Source organism: Paraburkholderia phytofirmans PsJN (assembly GCF_000020125.1).
In the GTDB taxonomy this organism is placed as follows: Bacteria; Pseudomonadota; Gammaproteobacteria; order Burkholderiales; family Burkholderiaceae; genus Paraburkholderia; species Paraburkholderia phytofirmans.
The window spans coordinates 3,413,385-3,430,694 of the sequence record NC_010681.1; the positions used below are offsets into that span (position 1 = coordinate 3,413,385).

Here is a 17,310-nt window from a genome sequence, read left to right on the forward strand (position 1 = left end):
GCCCAAGGCTTGCTGCGCATGCCAGTTTGCCTCAATGCGCGTGCGGCGCATGATCCATTGCGCACCGATGGTTCGTGGTGCCGAGGTCGACTTGCAGCGTCGCGTGCTGCATCGAAAAGCGTTCGCGCAGTATGACGACGATGCCGTCGAGCGACTCGTCGCCGGGGTGGCCGTCCGGCATCACCAGATGCGCGCTGAGCGCATTGCCGGTGGTCGACAGGGCCCACACGTGCAGATCGTGCACATCGACGACGCCGGGCTGCCCCGCCAGATAATCGCGGATGCTTTGCAGGTCGACGCCGGGCGGCACGGCGTCGAGCGCGAGGCGCACCGAATCGCGCAACAGGCCCCACGTGCCGACCACCACGACCGCCACCACGAGCAGGCTCATGATCGGATCGAGCCACGTCCAGTTGGTATAGAGAATCACGAGACCGCTCACCGCGACCGCCGCCGAGATGCCGGCATCCGCCGCCATATGCAGGAAAGCGCCGCGAATGTTCAGGTCATCCTTCTGCCCGCGCATGAAGAGCCACGCGGAAATCCCGTTGACCACCACGCCGAGCGTCGCGACGACGAACACCGCGAACCCCGCCACCGGCGCGGGATTCATCAGCCGCCCGATGGCTTCGGCGACGATCACGCCGCACGCGAACAGCAGCAGCCCGGCATTGACGAGCGAGGCGAGGATCGACGAGCTGCCGTAACCGAACGTATAGCGCGCCGACGGACGGCGCGTGGCGAGCCACGAAGCGCCCCAGGCGAGCAGCAGCCCGAGCACATCGGAGAGATTGTGGCCGGCATCGGCGAGCAACGCGGTGGAATGCGCGAGAACACCGTAGACGGCTTGCGCGATCACGATGGCGATGTTCAACACGACCGCGAGCGCGAAAGCACGGCCGTGGCCCGCGACGGGAGCATGGGCGTGGTGGTGGCCGGCGTGGCCGTGGCTGTGGCCGCCGTGACTGTGGCCGCCGTGATTGTGGTTGTGCCCACCGTGGCTGTGGCTGTCGCCGTGGCTGCTTTCGCTGTGGCCGTGGACGCCTTGCGCCTGACCAACCTGGTCAGCGTGGCCCGAAGTGCAATCGTGACGATGTGCTGCAACTAAGTTTGGAGTTTCCGGTTTCTTCATGACGGTTCCAGTGAATCATCGCCGGCCGGTTCGGCCACGTGTTCGAGCATGCCGGCCAACATCGCGCTGATGTGGCGGTCGGCGGCGAGATAGAAGACCTGCTTGCCCTGCCGCTCCGCGCGCACGATCCGCGCCGCGCGCAGCAGCCGCAAATGATGGCTTACCAGCGACGACGACAAACCCAGCGCCTCAGCAATCGCCCCGACGGCGCGCCGCTCGTCGAGGCAAGCCAGCACGATGCGCAAGCGCGTGGGGTCGCCGAGCAGACGAAACAGATCGGCCAGCGGCACGATCGTGTCGACGGAACGATCGTCAAAGCTTGCAAACGACGAGGTAGAAGCAAGGGAAGAAGCCATGGCGGGCGGCGCTGCGGAATAACATATGAACATCTATTCACATGTTATAGATATCGAGACAACCGGTCAAATCGGAGCGCGGTCCGGCGAGTGTGGGAAAATGCGGCCTCTGCCTCACCCGAATGCCATCCCCCGTCATGCAACCTGTATTTGACCGCGCTTTTGCGGCGCATCGTGACGGCCGCCTCGACGACGCCGAACGCGGCTACCGCGCGACGCTCGACGGCAATCCCGCGCACGTCGATGCGTTGCACCTGCTGGGCGTCCTGCGCCACCAGCAGGGCCAGCACGCCGAAGCCGCCGAGCTCGTGCGGCGCGCAGTGAACCTGCGTCCGGAAGACGCCGCGCTGCAACTGAACCTGGGCAACGCGCTGAAAGCGCTGGGCCAGATCGACGACGCCATCGAACAGTTCCGCAACGCGCTGACGCTCGCGCCGTCGTTCCCGATGGCGCACTACAACCTCGGCAATGCCTACGCCGCCGCGGGCCGTCATGAAGACGCCGCCGATGCGTTCGAAAAGTCGTTGCGGCTGCAACCGGACGACGCTTCGTCGCACAACAACTTCGGCAATGCGCTGCATGCGCTCGGGCGCCATACGGAAGCCATCGCCGCGTTCCGGCGCACGATCGAACTGCGTCCCGGACACGCCGGCGCGCTCAATAACATGGGCATGTCGCTGAACGCGCTCGGCCGCGCGGAAGAAGCGATCCCGTGTTTCCAGACGGCGTTGGCGGCCGAACCGCGCTTCGTCGCCGCGCACTTCAATCTCGCCAACACCTTCGACGCCACCGGCCGCCATGCCGAAGCCGTCGCGTCGTTCAAGGCGGCGCTGGCTTTGCAGCCGAACCTGCCGCCGGCGATCTTCGGCATGGGTAACGCGCTCGCGGCATTGGGACGCCACGCCGAGGCGCTGCCGTATCTGGAACGCGCCGTCGGTCTCGATCCGCAATTCGCGCTCGCGTGGCTGAGTCTGGGCACCGCGCATCAGGCGCTGGGCGCGCATGGCCCCGCCGTGCGTGCGCTGGATCAGGCGCTGCGTCTGCGTCCCGATCTTGCCTCCGCGCATATGAACCGCGCACTCGCGTGGCTCGCGCAGCGCGATTTCGCGCGCGGGCTGCCGGAGTACGAATGGCGCCTGCAAACCATGGCGCAGCCGGTGATCCAGACGCTGCCGCGCTGGCACGGCGAGCCGATCGCCGAACGTACGCTGCTGGTTCACGCCGAGCAGGGTTTCGGCGATACGCTGCAATTCGTGCGCTTCGTCCCGCTGGTTGCGCAGCGTGCGGCGCGCGTCGTACTCGAAGTGCAGCCGCAACTGCTGCCCTTGCTGGCCCCGGCCGCGCAGGCCTGGCGCGTGACGCTGATCGCCCAGGGCGCGCCGCGTCCCGCCGCCGACCTGCACTGTCCGCTGCTGAGCCTGCCGCTCGCACTCGGCACGACCTTCGACACCATTCCGCAGCGCACGCCCTATCTCAGCGTGCCGGCCGCCTACGGCCGCAAATGGCGCGGCTCGCTCGGCGGCCAGGCCAAGCGCAAGATCGGCATCGCGTGGTCGGGACGCATCCAGCAAAACGAAACGCGTTCGATGCAGCTTGCCGCGCTCGATCCGTTGTTCGCACTCGAAGGCATCGATTGGATCGTGCTGCAGCCCGAGTTGAGCGCCGAGGAACGCATGGCGCTCGACACGCATCCGCGCGCGGCGTCGATTCATCGCTTCGACAAGCGGATCGGCGACTTCGCGGACACGGCGGCGATCATCGAACGGCTCGACGCGGTGGTGTCGATCGATACATCTATCGCGCACGTTGCCGGCGCGCTGCGCAAGCCGCTGTGGTTGATGCTGCCGTTCGCGGCGGATTGGCGCTGGTTTGCCGGCGAAACAGGCAGCCCTTGGTATCCGGGCGCAACGCTGGTGCGTCAGCCGCAGCCCGGCGCGTGGGGGGATGTCGTCGAGGCCGTGGCGAACGCGTTGCGCAAGGGTTAGCGCACATGCCAGCCGGCGATGTCAGCCGTCGCCGCCGAGCACAAAACAAAAACCCCGCGTTCGTGAGAACGCGGGGTTTTTTACTTGCCCGAATGAATCGTAGACGGTGAAGCTCAGGCCGTTCGATATTGATTGCGCGATTCCGGCGTGCGATACAGCACCAACGTCGCGATCAACCCGCAAATCGCCGCCGCACCCAGGAACAGACCCGGTGCCGCCTTGTTGCCGGTCGAGTGAATCAGCAACGTCGAGATTGCCGGCGTGAAGCCGCCGATCGTCGTGGCGAGGCTATAGGCAAGCGAGAAACCAGCGGTCCGCACCTCGACCGGCATGACTTCGGTCAGCGCCACGACCATCCCGCCGTTATAGCTGCCGTACAGGAACGACAGCCACAGTTCGACTTCCAGCAGACGCGCGAACGACGGGTCCGCCACCAGCCACTGCAGCGCCGGATACGCGGTGAGGATGGTCAGGATCGTGAACGCCAGCAACACCGGACGCCGGCCAATACGGTCGGACAACGCCCCCGCGAGCGGCAGCCAGACCAGATTCGACAGACCGATGCAGACCGTAACGATCAACGTATCGATCGACGACAGCTTCAGCACTTCCTTGCCGAAGGTCGGCGTGTACGCCGTGATCATGTAGAACGACACGGTGGTCATGATCACCATGCCCATGCCGCCGAGCACGATGCCCCAGTTCGCGGCCATCGTCTTCATGATCTCGCCCATCTTCGGATGGTGCTTGCGTGCCTTGAACTCTTCGGTCTCCTGCAACGAACGGCGGATCAGGAACAGGAACGGCACGATCAGGCAGCCGATCAGGAACGGCACGCGCCAGCCCCAGGCGGTCATCTGGTCAGCCGGCAACAGCTTGTTCAGGAACACGCCGATCAGCGCGGCGAATACCACGGCGACCTGCTGGCTGCCCGACTGCCACGCGCAGTAGAAGCCCTTGTTGCCCTTGGTGGCGATCTCCGACAGATACACCGACACGCCGCCCAGTTCGACCCCGGCGGAGAAACCTTGCAACAGCCGGCCACCCAGAACGAGCACCGGCGCGAGCAAGCCGATCGTCGCGTAGCCTGGAATCGATGCGACCGTGAGCGTGCCGAGCGCCATCAAACCGAGCGTGAGGATCAGGCCTTTGCGCCGGCCGTGATGATCGATGTACGCGCCGAGGACGATCGCGCCGAGCGGCCGCATCAGGAAGCCCGCGCCGAATACCGACAGTGACAGCATCAACGAGGCGAATTCGTTGCCGCTTGGAAAGTAGGTCTTGGCGATCGCCGAAGCGTAATAGCCATAAACCATGAAGTCGTACATCTCAAGGAAGTTGCCGCTGACAACGCGGAAGACTGTCTTGACTTTGGATTCTTGCGATGTGGAAGTAGCGTGTGTCGCTGTAGACATGACATTCTCTGATGAGCCTGTCGCCACGCGGAATTCGGCGACGGCAGGCAGTTGAAACGATCCACCGCGTTCGGCAGGCGGATGCCTCGGACGGCTGCAAGAGAACGCGCCCGGGGGCGCTGCATTCTCATGCTGAACGCATTCTCGCGGTATCAGGGTAAACGTTGTGAATCATGCGGTGGCCGCTCCACGTAATGTTACCGATGAAGTCGCTGTCGCGAAATGCATACAGTTTCCTTACATAGAACGGCCGGCCGTCGCGATAACATTTGCAGTCAGGCATTCCGTTGATTACTACCCCGATGCGAACCACCCCCGCGCTTTCACTGCGCCCCGCGACTCTCGCGGACGCCGCGCTCATTGCTTCGATCCACAGCACCAGTTGGCAGGCCACCTATCGCAGCCTGTTGCCCGACGCATTTCTCGACGGTGAAGTCACGCGCGAACGCGCAGCCTATTGGGAAGCACGCCTGAGCGCGCCCGGCGGGGAACGCCGCATCGTACTGATCGCCGAACTTGCGGGCGAGCCGACGGGGTTTGTCTGCATCGAACGTCAGCCGGAGTCCGCGTGGGGTGTGCTGCTCGATAACCTGCACACGCTGCCGGACTATCAGGGTATCGGCGTCGGCAAGCTGCTCATGCAGGCCGCCAAAGACTGGGCTCGCGCGCAGGGCGAAGCGCAACTCTATTTGTATGTGCTCGAAGGGAACGCACCGGCGATCGGCTTCTATGAGCGGCAAGGTTGGCGGTTCGTCGGCGCCGAACCGGATCATATGGGCGGCGTGGATATTACAGCGTTGCGCTACGTCTACAGGCTCGATCGATAGGACAAGCGCGGCCGGCTTGATCGATGTCGAGGCCTGACTCAAGCCAAGACGATTCGACATGGTCGTTGGGAAATTTCCGCACTCCAACTCGACTGCATCCAGGTACCATCCTCCGCACCCCTACGGCTTCACTGAGTGACACGCCCATGCGCCTATGTGCTTATCCAGAGCACAACGCGGGTGGCCGGCGTCGACGTACGGCGTGCGTGTCTGGCGTTTCACGCGCATCGCACCGAGGCCTGAGTCCCCGCAGATCCCGGGACCGCCGAACGGCGGCCCCTTTAAGAGGCGCTGGAAACGACCGATGTCCACCATTCCTTTCACCCCGATCCAGGGCTACCTGGCCATGCCGCGCCTGCGTCCGCTGGGTCATGTACCGGCGTCCTTCGGCCGGGACTGGGCACTGCTCCCGCCAGGTTACAGTTTGCGGGCGGAACTCAAGGCACTTTACGCAGCCATGCTGCGCACGTTCTGCATGAGCGATCAGGCCATTCGCTCGCTTTGCCGATGGTCGCCACCGGAAGAACGGCGCGCGACCGAGGCGCCGGCTCCTGTGTTTGAAAAGCGCTTCGACGCGGCCGCGCAAATCGCCGCAGCCGCTGCGGCCGTACCGCCGCTTCTGCCGCATAGGCACGCAACGGCGGGACGCGGGTCCGGCCATCATTGGAGTGCGTTGGCAGGCGGCGCCTGCGTACTCGGCGGCACTGCGATGCTTGGATGGATCGGGTTCGATCATCTGATGCATCGGGACACCGCCGCTCATATGGACTTCGCGGGCAAGGTCTCGCACGAACACGATTCGCGGTCAGCGAAGGCTGTGCCGCCGGTCGCAGTCACCGCTCGCGCGGTGGGTAACGCAGCGGCAAGCACGTCTGCGGCAGTCGCGGCATCAACGCCTGCGTTCTCAAGTGCGGTGCCTGAGTTCGCGCGTGCGTCTCGTTCCGGGGCAGCGTCGGTGCCGATGCCGGTGCCTGCTTCGAACGCAGCATCCGCGTTGCGCTTCGCTTCGGCGCATGTCGTCGCCGATAAAACCGTCTCGCATCGCCGTCAGCCCGTCCGCGAGGAAAGCCGCAAGCAAGCCGAACAAATTCACCCGCGCACGGCGCGGTTAGCCGTCGCAAACCAATCGCCGCACGCAATGACTAGCGGCGCTCAGGCGACACGCGGCGCGACCCCAAAGGTTGCAGTAAATGCGTCGCCAAAGCTGTCGGCTGCCGGAGCCTATTCGCCGGTCGCCCCGGCTCGACTCGGCGTCGACGAATACGCGGGCGTCTCCATGTTCGCCGCGACACACGTGCGCGACATTGCGCCCATGCCGCGCGCCGGCTCGTCAAACAATTCGTCCAGCGCCAGCGGGACCGAATGGATGAACCATCTTTCACAACGACGCCTGACCGATGTTCCGGATCAATTTGCGAAGTAAGCACGACGCGACCACATAGATGTAGCGTTGCGCAGTACAAAAAAAGCGCGGCCATTCACCCAAGAATGGCCGCGCCTTTTACGTTCATGCATTTACTTCTGAACCGGCAATCCCATTTCAGTTTGCCGCTGCAACTGCATCACTTCGCCCTGCACCTGGCGCAACTGCGCTTGCACTCTTTCCTTCTCGGCATGCAGCGTGACCGCTTCACCTTGGGTTTGACGCTGATAGTCGTTGACCTTGGCCTCTTGTGTGCGAGCCACGTCGAGATCGGCTTGCAGGCGTTTCGCGCGATCTTCGGACATGGCAATCACGTCTTCGATATACGCCTTCTGCGCCTGCAACTGCGTGCGGCGAATCTCGACATCCGCGAGTTGCGCTGTCTGCTGGCCAAAGCCCGCATAGATCGCTTCTGCGCGCGCCATGTCCTCGGTCTTGATCACACGCCAGAAATGCTTGTCCTGAAATAACGCGATGTAGTACGTCATTTCCCGCGGATGGAAAAACAGACTGGCGCCGTAACTGCCGTTATACGTGGTGCGCAGTTCGCTCAGCTTCGCGTCGTGAATCATCTGCATCAGTTCGGCGACATTGCCTTGCGCATCGCCCGCCGTGGGCGATGCGGGCGACGTGGCTGATGCAGATGCAGCGTTGCGCAGCGCGTCGGCGACAGGCTGCGGCGTCAGCGTATTGATGGCCGGCCGTGTGCCAACCAGCGGCGCGGCCTCGTCGCCTTGCGCGGCCAGCACAAACCCGCCCTGCTGCAATAGCGCACACGAGGCTGCGAGCAGCATGGCGCGCCGCATTAATAAGGAATACTTCATACGCGCATGCTCCATGCGAATCCAAAACAGCCGCAGATTATCGCGCGGATTCGCCTTTAAGCGAAGCATTCCAATGTCACGCCGACAGACTTTAAATCGAGATAATTAGCTGACGAGCGATTTGACCAAGGGGGCGCGTCATCGCGAAATAAACGCGTGCGGATGAGGCGAAAACGCGACGTTCCGCCTCGTGCGGATGACTTTGAATTTACGCGAGGTTGTGCGAACTCAGACGTAAGCGGATTCGCAATATGGAGATAGAGCGCCGGGCAATGAGATACGCGCAGTTCGTTCAAAGAAAAAACTCGCATTCCTGATTATCCGTCTTGATAGCGAGATGTTTCCGACTTCAAAAACTGATGCTGCCGCATGCATCGGCAAGCCGATGCGAAAGTCGAACGAGAAACGAATCGGAAAAACAGCAAGAGAAAAATGCAAGAGGCGCACCGTTGCAAGCCGCAACGGTGCGCCTCCAACAAACTACCGGCCAGACTATCCAACCCGCCTCGCCAGCCAGCGCGTATTAAAACCGCGTCTCGCGCGCCACACGCAGGAACGTATCGAGCAGCGGCGTGCAGTCGAGCAACTCCGGCCCGCCCGCGCGATGAAACTCCGGGTGCCATTGCACGCCCATCACGAACGGCGCGCGCCGGTAGCGCACGGCTTCGATGATGCCGTCCGACGCCGACACCGCTTCGATATTGAGATCGCGGCCGAGCGTCTTGACCGCCTGGTGGTGAATCGAGTTGACGATCGCATCGCGCCGGCCGGGGAACATGTTGGCGAGCGTCGAACCGTCCGGGAAATGAATGCCGTGCCGATGCTGATCGTAGTTCTCGTTGACGTGCGTAGCCGCGGTCGGCACATCGGTGGCGATGTCCTGATACAAGGTTCCGCCGAACGCTACGTTGATCAGTTGGCAGCCACGGCACACGCCGAGCACCGGCTTGCCCGACTCGACGAACTCATGCAGCAGTTCGAGTTCGTACATGTCGCGCACGCGGTCGCCCGGCCATTCGTGACTGGCAGCCTGTTCCGCGTAGGACTGCGGCGAGACGTCGGCGCCGCCTTGCAGCAGCAGGCCGTCGAGATGCTTCGCATAGTCGCGCAAGCGGATATTGCTCGGATGCAGCATGCCCTGATGACCGACTGTCGGAATCATGAACACCAGCACGTCGCGCGACATCACCCAGTGCGCGATTGATTCCTCGAGGTACTGCAAGGTCTTGCCGCGCAGTCCCTTCGCCCCCGGCTCGGGATGAAAAATACGCGCCGACACGCCGATGCGCAGCGTGCGTTGCGTGATCCGCTGGCCCGCGCGATCGAAAATCTGGCGCGCGCGCGCCGCGACGATGCGGCCGAACACGGTCCACGCCGAATCGCTGTGCTTCAGATAGCGCGGCGGCGGCGACGGCGGCAAGGCGTTGGGCGGCGGCGGGTTCGAGGCCGTGAAGTCAGGCGCCGCGCCGAACCCGGGCGGAGGCGAACCCGCCCGGCGCTCGGCGGAAGCCGGGATCTCTTCGTTCACTGTCACGTCTTCGACGGCGCCGACCAGTTCGCCGTCCACGGGTTCACTGCCGCCGACAGTCGGCGACGGCCTCATTGCATGGACGCCGGCGCGGCGCGCGTCCCGTTCATGAACCTCCGCTTCCTGCCTCGCGGTGGATGCAGCAGCCGAGCTGCGTGCTTCGGCGGCATCGCGTTGCCGCGCCTTTTGCGGATCGGTGGGCGTGACCGCCGACGCGCTGTCGGGATCGTCCGTCGACGATCGCACGGCGGCTTCTTCGGCAGCCGGCGTTGACGTGGAAGCAACATCCGGCGGCGTCACGTCCTTGACCGGCGACTGGATGGCATCTTCGTGCGAGAGGGGTAGCGAGGCCGCCGGATCGGGCGGCACGGAGCCGGCTATCGACGCGCCGGGCGTAGTGCCGGACGGCGCGGGCGACGCCGAAGGCGGCGTGGGGTTGCCGGGCTTGCCGGCATTTTCAGGTTTGTTTTCGCTCATGACAGTCAGACAGGCGCCTTCCACGCGAACGAATGAATATGCCCTGATTATCCGCTAGCGAGCCAAGCGCCGCAAACCCGCACACAATTGCTCACATTGTTGCGGGCGCCGCGCGGAACTCGATCTGGCGTATCGCGCGGCAAGTCCGGCTCAAGGATCCGGCTGCTCTTCGAAAGTTTCACGCAAGGCGATCTGCATGGCCGCGTGGATTTTCACGCACCAGCGCCACACCAGCGCCAGCAGCAACGCGGCGCAAACCAGCACCGCGGCGAGCAGGCCGGTCGGCGGCAGAATGCCGCCGGAAAGCGCTGCGACCAGCAGAAACACGCCGACCATCGAGACTACCGGCACCAGATCGGAAATAGCGTAACGGATCGCGCTCGTGAAGCGTCCGGCCGTCGCCGGCTGCACGCTGACTTCGGCGAGCAACAAAGCAAGCGACTTGAGCTTGCGATACACGGCGACAAGAAACGGCAGCGACACGACCAGCGCGACGCTCCATAACACCACGCGCTGCATCGGCTCGGAACCCAACCAATGCGCGAGCCAAGCGCTGGTATAGGGCGCGCTATACGACACGATCAGAAAAATCGCGGCGACTAAGGCCAGATTGACGGCGATCTGCAGAATGATCCGCCGCGTCATGCTGAACAGCGTCGGTTCACCGCTTCCCGTGCTCAAGCTGCGCAACCATTGCCCGTACATGCCGAATACGTTCGCGAGCGTGCCCGGCATGGCGTGACCGAGGCGCTGCGTCAGCGGGTCGGCGGCGCGAATCAGATACGGCGTGAACAGCGTGGTCAAAGCGGATACCGCCACCGCGATCGGGTACAGGAACGCGCTCGTCACCTTCAGCGTCAGGCCGAGCGACGCGATGATGAACGAGAACTCGCCGATCTGCGAAACGGTCATGCCGACGCGCATCGCCGTGCGCCCGTCCTTGCCGGCGAGGAAGGTGCCGAGCCCGCACGACACGATCTTGCCCACGATCACCGCCACCGTGATCACCGCGATCGGCCACGCGTAGTCGACCAGCACGGCCGGGTTCAACATCAAACCGATCGTCACGAAGAAGATCGCGGAAAACGCGTCGCGCAGCGGCGCGATCAGATGTTCGATCCGATGCAGATGGCGCGATTCGGCCATGATCGCGCCGATCAGAAAGGCGCCGAGCGCGATGCTGTAATCGAGCTTCACGACCAGCAGACAGAAGCCGAAGCAGAACCCGAGCACGGAGACGAGCAGCATCTCGTCGCTCTTCGCGCGCGCCACATAATTCAAGGCGCGCGGCACGACCAGAATGCCGACCACCAGCGACACCGTCATGAACAGCAGCAGCTTGCCGAGCGTGACCATGGCGACGCCCGCGCTCAACTGCCCCGTCTGCGCGATGCCCGACAGCAGCACCAGCATCGCGATGGCGAGAATGTCCTCGACGATCAGAATGCCGAACACCAGCTGCGCGAAGCTCTCGCGCTTCAGGCCCAGTTCGGAGAGCGCCTTGACGATGATGGTGGTCGACGAGATCGCGAGGATCGCGCCGAGAAACAGCGAATCCATCGAACTCCAGCCGAAAGCGCTGCCGATCTCGTAACCGATCCACAGCATCAGCACGATCTCGGAGAGCGCCGCGACTATCGCCGTCGCGCCGACCTTAAACAGTTTGCGCAGGCTGAATTCGAGGCCGAGCGAAAACATCAGGAACACCACGCCGAGTTCGCCGAGTGTCTGGATGGTCTGCTCGTCGTGGATCAACTGGAACGGCGGCGTGTATGGCCCGATGATCACACCGGCCGCGATATAGCCGAGCACCACCGGCTGTTTCAGGCGATGGAACAGCACGGTGACGACGCCAGCAAGCGCCATCACGACCGCCAGGTCCTGAATGAAGCCGATGCCATGGTGCATGAATACGTCCCTTACAAAAAGTAATCTTGAAAACGAAGTTTAGCAAACGAACGCGACAACCCGCCTCGCGTCGACGTTTGAAGAATATGGCGCTGCCCGCCGGGCCGCACATCTCCCGCACGCCACCCGGAAGAATGTTTTTGACGCGCTAGACTCCTGTGAAATATCACAATAATATTTGCAGCATATTTTCTTCGGAGTCGAGCAATGCAGCAGGTGTCCTTCAACGTTGTAGACCGTTCCGGCGGCAGCCGCGCCGAGATCGCCGAGGTGAATCGCCTGACCATTGCCGGCTGGGCCGGTCGCGATCAGGCCGCGATCGAGCATCACATTGCCGAACTGGCCGAACTCGGCGTGAAACGGCCGTCCACCACGCCATTGTTCTACCGCCTCGGCGCGGAACTGCTGACGCAGGCCGAGCAGATCGACGTGGTCGGCGTGAAATCGAGCGGTGAAGCCGAATGCGTGCTGGTTCAGACAAAGACGGGCTTGCTCGTTACTGTGGGCTCGGATCACACCGACCGCGAAGTCGAAGCCTACGGCGTGACTGTCTCCAAACAGGTCTGCCCGAAACCCTTGGCCCGCGACGCCTGGCGTTTCGACGATGTGGCCGGCCACTGGGACCAGCTCGAACTGCGCGCCTTCGCAGTCGCCAGCAACGGCGAGCGGCGCGTCTATCAGCAAGGCAGTGTGGCATCGCTGCTGCCTGCCGCCGATCTGCTGACGCGCGCGCCGCTTGCGCCGGGCGCGGCGATGTTCTGCGGCACGCTGGCGGTACAGGGCGGCATCGTCGGCATGACCGACGGCGACGCGCTCGAACTCGAATTGCACGATCCCATCCTGAACCGCACGCTGCGCCACGCCTATCGCGTGCGCGCGCTACCTATCGTCGAATGAGGCATCCATGAACTCTCCTTCGCTATCCGCCGCCGACGCGTCATCCGACGCATGGCTCGAAGCCGCCGCCTTGCGCAAGATCACCTGGCGCATCATGCCGTTCCTGTTTCTCGTCTACGTGCTGTCGTATCTGGACCGCGTCAACATCGGTTACGCGAAGCTGCAGTTCACCGGCGACCTCGGCCTGTCGAACGCGGCGTACGGACTCGGCGCGGGGATCTTTTTCTTCGGCTACTTCGTGTTCGAAGTGCCGAGCAATCTGTTGCTGAAGAAGTTCGGCGCGCGCGCCACGATCGCCCGCATCACGATGCTGTGGGGCCTGCTGTCGTGTCTGATGATGTTCGTGCGCACGGAAACGATGTTCTACGTGCTGCGCTTTTTCCTGGGCGTCGCCGAAGCCGGGTTGGTGCCGGGCGTGGTGCTCTATCTGACCTTCTGGTTTCCGTCGGACCGCCGCGCGCGCATGGTCGCCGTGTTCATGGCGGCGATTCCGGTGGCCGGCATTATCGGCGCGCCGTTGTCGGGCTTTTTGATGTCGGCGCTGCATGAAGCGCACGGTTTGCGCGGCTGGCAGTGGATGTTCCTGATCGAAGGCATTCCGTCGATTCTCGCCGGCTTCTGGGCGCTCGCCGTGCTGCGCAACACGCCCGCCGAAGCCGCCTGGCTCACCGACGACGAAAAGCGCGTGATCCTCGGCCGTCTCGCGCGAGAAAACACCGCGGCCGCGGCGGCCGGCGCCGAACATAGCCTGGCCGTGGCGTTGCGCTCGGGCCGTTTCTGGCTGCTCACGCTGATCTATTTCTGCCTCGTCACCGGCAATGCGGGCTTCTCGTTCTGGTTGCCGCAAATCGTCAAGGATCTCGGCGTGACGAACCTCGTCACCAATGGATTCGTTACCGCGATTCCGTATCTGGCGGCGGGCATCGGCATGATCCTGATCGGGCGTTCGTCGGATATCACCGGCGAGCGGCGCTGGCACTATGCCGTGTGCTGCTTCATCGGCGCGGCGGGCCTGCTCGGCAGCGCTTCGGTGACCAACTCGATTCCGCTCGCCGTCACCGGTTTGTCGATTGCGTATGTCGGCATCCTCGCGGGCTTCGGCATTTTCTGGTCGATGTCGACCACCTTCCTGCAAGGCACGGCCGCCGTCGCCGGAATCGCCGTGATCAACTCGATCGCCAACCTCGCGGGCTATGTGAGCCCGTATGTGCTCGGCATCGTCAAAGACGCGACGCATAGCGTGACGTTCGGGCTCGTGCTGATCGCGGGGGCGCTGATCGTCGGCGGGCTGGTTACGCTGATGATGCCGCGCGTCAAGGTGCAGCAAACGGCGGCGGTCGCGCCGAGCCGCGCCTGACGGACGGCGATGGTGACGCAACGCGCCTCACGGTGCGCGCGCCAGGGCCGATGCGGGTCGATCACCCGCTATCCGCCCGAGCCGCGCCGCTGTGTGCGCAAAACCTTGCTCTACAATGCGGACGACATCGTCCGCTGCCACTTCACATGACGCTTTTGCAGACCGCCCGCCCTTCCCCGCCTGCCCGTGCGACCGCCGCCGCGAGTCTCGCCGAGCAGGCGTATGCGTTCGTCAAGCGCGAGATCATCACCATGCGCCTGCGGCCGAGCGAGGTGCTCAACGAAGCGGAACTGATGGCGCTGACCGGCATCGGCAGGACGCCGGTTCATCAGGCGCTGCATCGGCTGGTGCACGAAGGCATGCTGACCATCATGCCGCGCAAGGGCATCATGGTCCGCCCGGTTTCGCTCGACGACGTGCTGGCGATCATCGACGTGCGTCTCGTCAACGAAAGCTATTGCGTCGAACTGGCCGCGCGCCACGCGCAACAGCACGACTACGACGCGATGCAGGCGCTGCTGGACCGCTCGGCCGTGTGCGTCGCCGCGCACGATATCGAAGGCATGATGGATATCGACCGCGAGTTTCATCTGGCGATTTCGGCCGCGTCGCGCAACCCGGTGCTCGCCGACATTCTGCGCGGGCTGCACGAGCGCTCGCTGCGCTTCTGGTTCATTTCGCTGTCCGAGCCGCACCATCTGGAAGACGTACACGAGGAACATCTCGAACTGTTTCGCCTGCTGCGCGAACGCGACGCCGAAGGCGCGCGCCAATCCGTGCAAAAACATATCGAAGCGTTCCGCGCCACACTCTTCAATCGCATCTGATCGACCGCATTCAAGCCCGCCCATCCAGGCTCACGCATCCAGCTCACGCATTTAGCTCACTGACCGGCTTCGCCGGGTTCAACCGGACTTTTACCGACATCATGGCCACTGAACTCACGCCCTTTCCGCCGCTAGCCCAACTTGCCGCCGACCTCGCCGCCGGACGCACTACGAGCCGCGCGCTCGTGGAGACCGCGCTCGAACGGATCGCCGATCCGGCCGGCCAGGGCGCGGCCGTCTTCATGCACGTCGACGCCGACAGCGCCCGCAGCGCCGCCGACGCCCACGACCGTTTGCGCGCCGCCGGCACCGTGCTCTCACCGCTCGCCGGCATTCCGGTGTCGGTAAAAGACCTGTTCGATATCGAAGGCCAGCCGACCCGCGCCGGTTCCACAGTGCTCGCCGACGCCCCCGCCGCCAAGGCGGACGCCGTCGCGGTCGCGCGTTTGAAGCGCGCGGGCGCGGTGCTCGTCGGCCGGACCAATATGAGCGAGTTCGCGTTTTCCGGACTAGGCCTGAACCCGCACTACGGCAATCCGCTGTCGCCGTACCAGCGCGGCGTGAAAGGCGACGAGCGGATTTCGGGCGGCTCGTCGTCGGGCGCGGCGGCTTCCGTCGCGGACGGCATGGCGGCCATTGCGCTCGGCACCGACACCGGCGGCTCGATCCGCATTCCGGCGGCGCTGTGCGGCCTGACCGGCTTCAAACCGACCGCCGACCGCATTCCCAAACAGGGCGGCGTGCCGCTCTCATCGACGCTCGATTCGTTCGGGCCGATCGGCGTTTCCGTGGCCTGCTGCGCGTTAGTCGACCGCATGCTGGCCGGGCTCGAGCCGCGTATTCCGGCCGCCCGTCCGCTGGAAGGCGTGCGCCTCGGCGTGCTGACCAATTTCGTCACGGACGGCGTCGAGCCGGCGGTCGCCGCGGCAATCGACACGGCGCTCAAGCATCTGGAAGCGGCCGGCGCGATCGTCAGCGAAGTGCGTTTCGCACCGCTCGACCGTTTGCCCGAGATCAACCGCTTCGGGTTCTCGCCGATCGAGGCGTACGCGTGGCATCGTCCGCTGCTGGAAAAGCATCGCGACCAATACGATCCGCGCGTGCTGGTGCGCATTCTGAAGGGCCAGCCCGCCAGCGCCGCCGATTATCTCGACCTGCTCGCCGAACGCGAGGCGATGTTGGCCGAAGCCGCCCGCACGCTGTGGCAACGTTTCGATGCGGTGGTGGCGCCTACGGTGCCGGTGGTGCCGCCGCGCGTCGCCGATCTGGTCGACGACGACGAGGCCTTCGGCCGCACTAACGCGTTGATTCTGCGCAACCCGAGCGTGTTCAACTTCCTCGACACCTGCGCGCTGTCGCTGCCGTGCCATCTGCGCGGCGACGCGCCGGTCGGCCTGATGCTGGCCGGCGCGCCGCACGCCGACGACGCCCTGCTGGCCATCGGCCGAGGCGCCGAAGCGGTGCTCAAGGCGATTCGCTGATCAAGGACATCAGGACGCCGATCGGGAAATACGCCGTAAAAGCAGGATAAGCGGCGGGGCGGGGGTTCGCGCTAGAATCGCGGGCACCCGCCCTTTCCGTTTCGAGACAGCCACACGATCCATGAATAACGACACTGCAATGCTGCGCCGCGAGCGCTCCCTGCTGGTTCTGCTTGGCCTGATCTGCGTCGCCCTCGTGGGTGGCGCGCTGTACCTGCAGTATTTCCTGCACGAAGACCCCTGCCCGTTGTGCATCATCCAGCGGTATTTCTTCCTGCTGATCGCGATCTTCGCGTTCCTCGGCGCGCGTTTCAACAACTGGCGCGGCGTGCGTCTGCTCGAAGTGCTGGCGGCCCTGTCGGCGCTGGCCGGTATCGTCACGGCCGTGCGTCATGTGTATGTTCAGGCGAATCCGGGCTTTAGCTGCGGCTTCGACGCGCTGCAGCCGCTGGTCGACAGCTTGCCGCCCGCGCATTGGCTGCCGGGCGTGTTCAAGGTCGCCGGCCTGTGCGAAACGGCCTATCCGCCGACTCTGGGTCTGACGCTGCCGCAATGGTCGCTGGTCGCATTCGTGGTCGCTTTCATCCCGCTGGTGCTGACGCTGGTTCGCAACCGTCGCCGGATTGCCTGACCGGGGTTCTGCCGCGCCGCGTTCGCCACGCTGAACAACGAACGCCGGATTTCGTGCCGCCGAGTGCGGCGACGCGAAATCCGGCGTTTTTTCGTCCCGAGACCCCGCCGTTGCTGGTCAGCCAGACCATCCATTTTCCCCGCAGCGCCCGGCCCCGCCTGGCTTTCCCTCTTCCGTCCCGATTCACGCAACTTCCCGCCGTAGCGCGAATCGTACTTATCTCATGACCGCTTCCGAATAAG

14 protein-coding genes are annotated in these 17,310 nt (G+C 64.3%); 8 read left to right on the forward strand and 6 right to left on the reverse strand.

Annotated features, from left to right (window positions below):
* Positions 1–31: 31 nt before the first annotated feature.
* Positions 32–1,132 carry a cation diffusion facilitator family transporter gene (locus BPHYT_RS15010; RefSeq protein ID WP_012433997.1) on the reverse strand — a complete coding sequence of 367 codons (1,101 nt, stop codon included), beginning with the start codon at positions 1,130–1,132 and terminating at the stop codon, positions 32–34.
* Positions 1,129–1,488, reverse strand: a complete 360-nt coding sequence (locus tag BPHYT_RS15015; RefSeq protein WP_041759024.1) for an ArsR/SmtB family transcription factor — start codon at positions 1,486–1,488, stop codon at positions 1,129–1,131. Before BPHYT_RS15015 ends, BPHYT_RS15010 begins: the two co-directional genes overlap by 4 nt.
* Positions 1,489–1,625: 137 nt before the next feature.
* On the opposite strand from BPHYT_RS15015, the gene BPHYT_RS15020 reads away from it, so the two are divergent.
* Positions 1,626–3,473, forward strand: coding sequence for a tetratricopeptide repeat protein (locus BPHYT_RS15020; protein WP_041758536.1), 1,848 nt, complete (start codon positions 1,626–1,628; stop codon positions 3,471–3,473).
* Positions 3,474–3,586: 113 nt separating this feature from the next.
* Here the strand turns inward: BPHYT_RS15020 and tcuC are convergent, their stop codons facing one another.
* Positions 3,587–4,888, reverse strand: coding sequence for an MFS transporter (gene tcuC / locus BPHYT_RS15025; RefSeq protein WP_012434000.1), 1,302 nt, complete (start codon positions 4,886–4,888; stop codon positions 3,587–3,589).
* Between the two features lie 302 nt (positions 4,889–5,190).
* On the opposite strand from tcuC, the gene BPHYT_RS15030 reads away from it, so the two are divergent.
* Both BPHYT_RS15030 and BPHYT_RS15035 read left to right on the forward strand, forming a co-directional pair.
* Positions 5,191–5,715, forward strand: a complete 525-nt coding sequence (locus tag BPHYT_RS15030) for a GNAT family N-acetyltransferase (protein ID WP_012434001.1) — start codon at positions 5,191–5,193, stop codon at positions 5,713–5,715.
* Between the two features lie 202 nt (positions 5,716–5,917).
* Entirely contained in the window at positions 5,918–7,138 is a 1,221-nt protein-coding gene (locus tag BPHYT_RS15035) for a hypothetical protein (RefSeq protein WP_238535598.1), read from the forward strand.
* A gap of 92 nt (positions 7,139–7,230) precedes the next feature.
* Here BPHYT_RS15035 and BPHYT_RS15040 read toward each other — a convergent pair whose 3' ends face one another.
* The 3 genes from BPHYT_RS15040 to BPHYT_RS15050 form a co-directional block, all read right to left on the reverse strand.
* The gene (locus BPHYT_RS15040) at positions 7,231–7,962 is read right to left on the reverse strand and encodes a DUF2968 domain-containing protein (RefSeq protein ID WP_012434003.1); all 732 of its coding nucleotides are present in this window, start codon (positions 7,960–7,962) and stop codon (positions 7,231–7,233) included.
* A 523-nt stretch (positions 7,963–8,485) separates the two neighbouring features.
* A complete protein-coding gene (locus BPHYT_RS15045) occupies positions 8,486–9,967 on the reverse strand; it encodes a gamma-glutamyl-gamma-aminobutyrate hydrolase family protein (RefSeq protein WP_012434004.1) in 1,482 nt (493 codons plus the stop codon).
* A 150-nt stretch (positions 9,968–10,117) separates the two neighbouring features.
* Positions 10,118–11,875, reverse strand: a complete 1,758-nt coding sequence (locus BPHYT_RS15050; protein ID WP_012434005.1) for a cation:proton antiporter — start codon at positions 11,873–11,875, stop codon at positions 10,118–10,120.
* 207 nt (positions 11,876–12,082) lie between these two features.
* Between BPHYT_RS15050 and BPHYT_RS15055 the strand changes: the two genes are divergently transcribed.
* The 5 genes from BPHYT_RS15055 (at position 12,083) to BPHYT_RS15075 (ending at position 17,068) form a co-directional block, all read left to right on the forward strand.
* Positions 12,083–12,772: a DUF2848 domain-containing protein gene (locus BPHYT_RS15055; RefSeq protein ID WP_012434006.1), complete on the forward strand. Its 690-nt coding sequence runs from the start codon at positions 12,083–12,085 to the stop codon at positions 12,770–12,772.
* Positions 12,773–12,779: 7 nt separating this feature from the next.
* On the forward strand, positions 12,780–14,129 hold the full coding sequence (locus BPHYT_RS15060; RefSeq protein WP_012434007.1) for an MFS transporter: 1,350 nt from the start codon (positions 12,780–12,782) through the stop codon (positions 14,127–14,129).
* 146 nt (positions 14,130–14,275) lie between these two features.
* A complete protein-coding gene (locus BPHYT_RS15065) occupies positions 14,276–14,956 on the forward strand; it encodes a GntR family transcriptional regulator (protein WP_012434009.1) in 681 nt (226 codons plus the stop codon).
* Between the two features lie 101 nt (positions 14,957–15,057).
* On the forward strand, positions 15,058–16,437 hold the full coding sequence (locus BPHYT_RS15070; RefSeq protein WP_012434010.1) for an amidase: 1,380 nt from the start codon (positions 15,058–15,060) through the stop codon (positions 16,435–16,437).
* 121 nt (positions 16,438–16,558) lie between these two features.
* A complete protein-coding gene (locus BPHYT_RS15075; protein WP_012434011.1) occupies positions 16,559–17,068 on the forward strand; it encodes a disulfide bond formation protein B in 510 nt (169 codons plus the stop codon).
* The last annotated feature ends 242 nt before the right edge of the window (positions 17,069–17,310 follow it).

Bases quoted from the DNA above. Each gene is read 5' to 3' on its own strand.
- BPHYT_RS15060 (WP_012434007.1), top strand. From the start codon at position 12,780: ATGAACTCTCCTTCGCTATCCGCCGCCGACGCGTCATCCGACGCATGG.
- BPHYT_RS15010 (WP_012433997.1), bottom strand. From the start codon at position 1,132: ATGAAGAAACCGGAAACTCCAAACTTAGTTGCAGCACATCGTCACGAT.
- BPHYT_RS15040 (WP_012434003.1), bottom strand. From the start codon at position 7,962: ATGAAGTATTCCTTATTAATGCGGCGCGCCATGCTGCTCGCAGCCTCG.
- BPHYT_RS15030 (WP_012434001.1), top strand. From the start codon at position 5,191: ATGCGAACCACCCCCGCGCTTTCACTGCGCCCCGCGACTCTCGCGGAC.
- BPHYT_RS15070 (WP_012434010.1), top strand. From the start codon at position 15,058: ATGGCCACTGAACTCACGCCCTTTCCGCCGCTAGCCCAACTTGCCGCC.
- BPHYT_RS15055 (WP_012434006.1), top strand. From the start codon at position 12,083: ATGCAGCAGGTGTCCTTCAACGTTGTAGACCGTTCCGGCGGCAGCCGC.
- BPHYT_RS15075 (WP_012434011.1), top strand. From the start codon at position 16,559: ATGAATAACGACACTGCAATGCTGCGCCGCGAGCGCTCCCTGCTGGTT.
- BPHYT_RS15065 (WP_012434009.1), top strand. From the start codon at position 14,276: ATGACGCTTTTGCAGACCGCCCGCCCTTCCCCGCCTGCCCGTGCGACC.
- tcuC (WP_012434000.1), bottom strand. From the start codon at position 4,888: ATGTCTACAGCGACACACGCTACTTCCACATCGCAAGAATCCAAAGTC.
- BPHYT_RS15020 (WP_041758536.1), top strand. From the start codon at position 1,626: ATGCAACCTGTATTTGACCGCGCTTTTGCGGCGCATCGTGACGGCCGC.
- BPHYT_RS15050 (WP_012434005.1), bottom strand. From the start codon at position 11,875: ATGCACCATGGCATCGGCTTCATTCAGGACCTGGCGGTCGTGATGGCG.
- BPHYT_RS15045 (WP_012434004.1), bottom strand. From the start codon at position 9,967: ATGAGCGAAAACAAACCTGAAAATGCCGGCAAGCCCGGCAACCCCACG.
- BPHYT_RS15015 (WP_041759024.1), bottom strand. From the start codon at position 1,488: ATGGCTTCTTCCCTTGCTTCTACCTCGTCGTTTGCAAGCTTTGACGAT.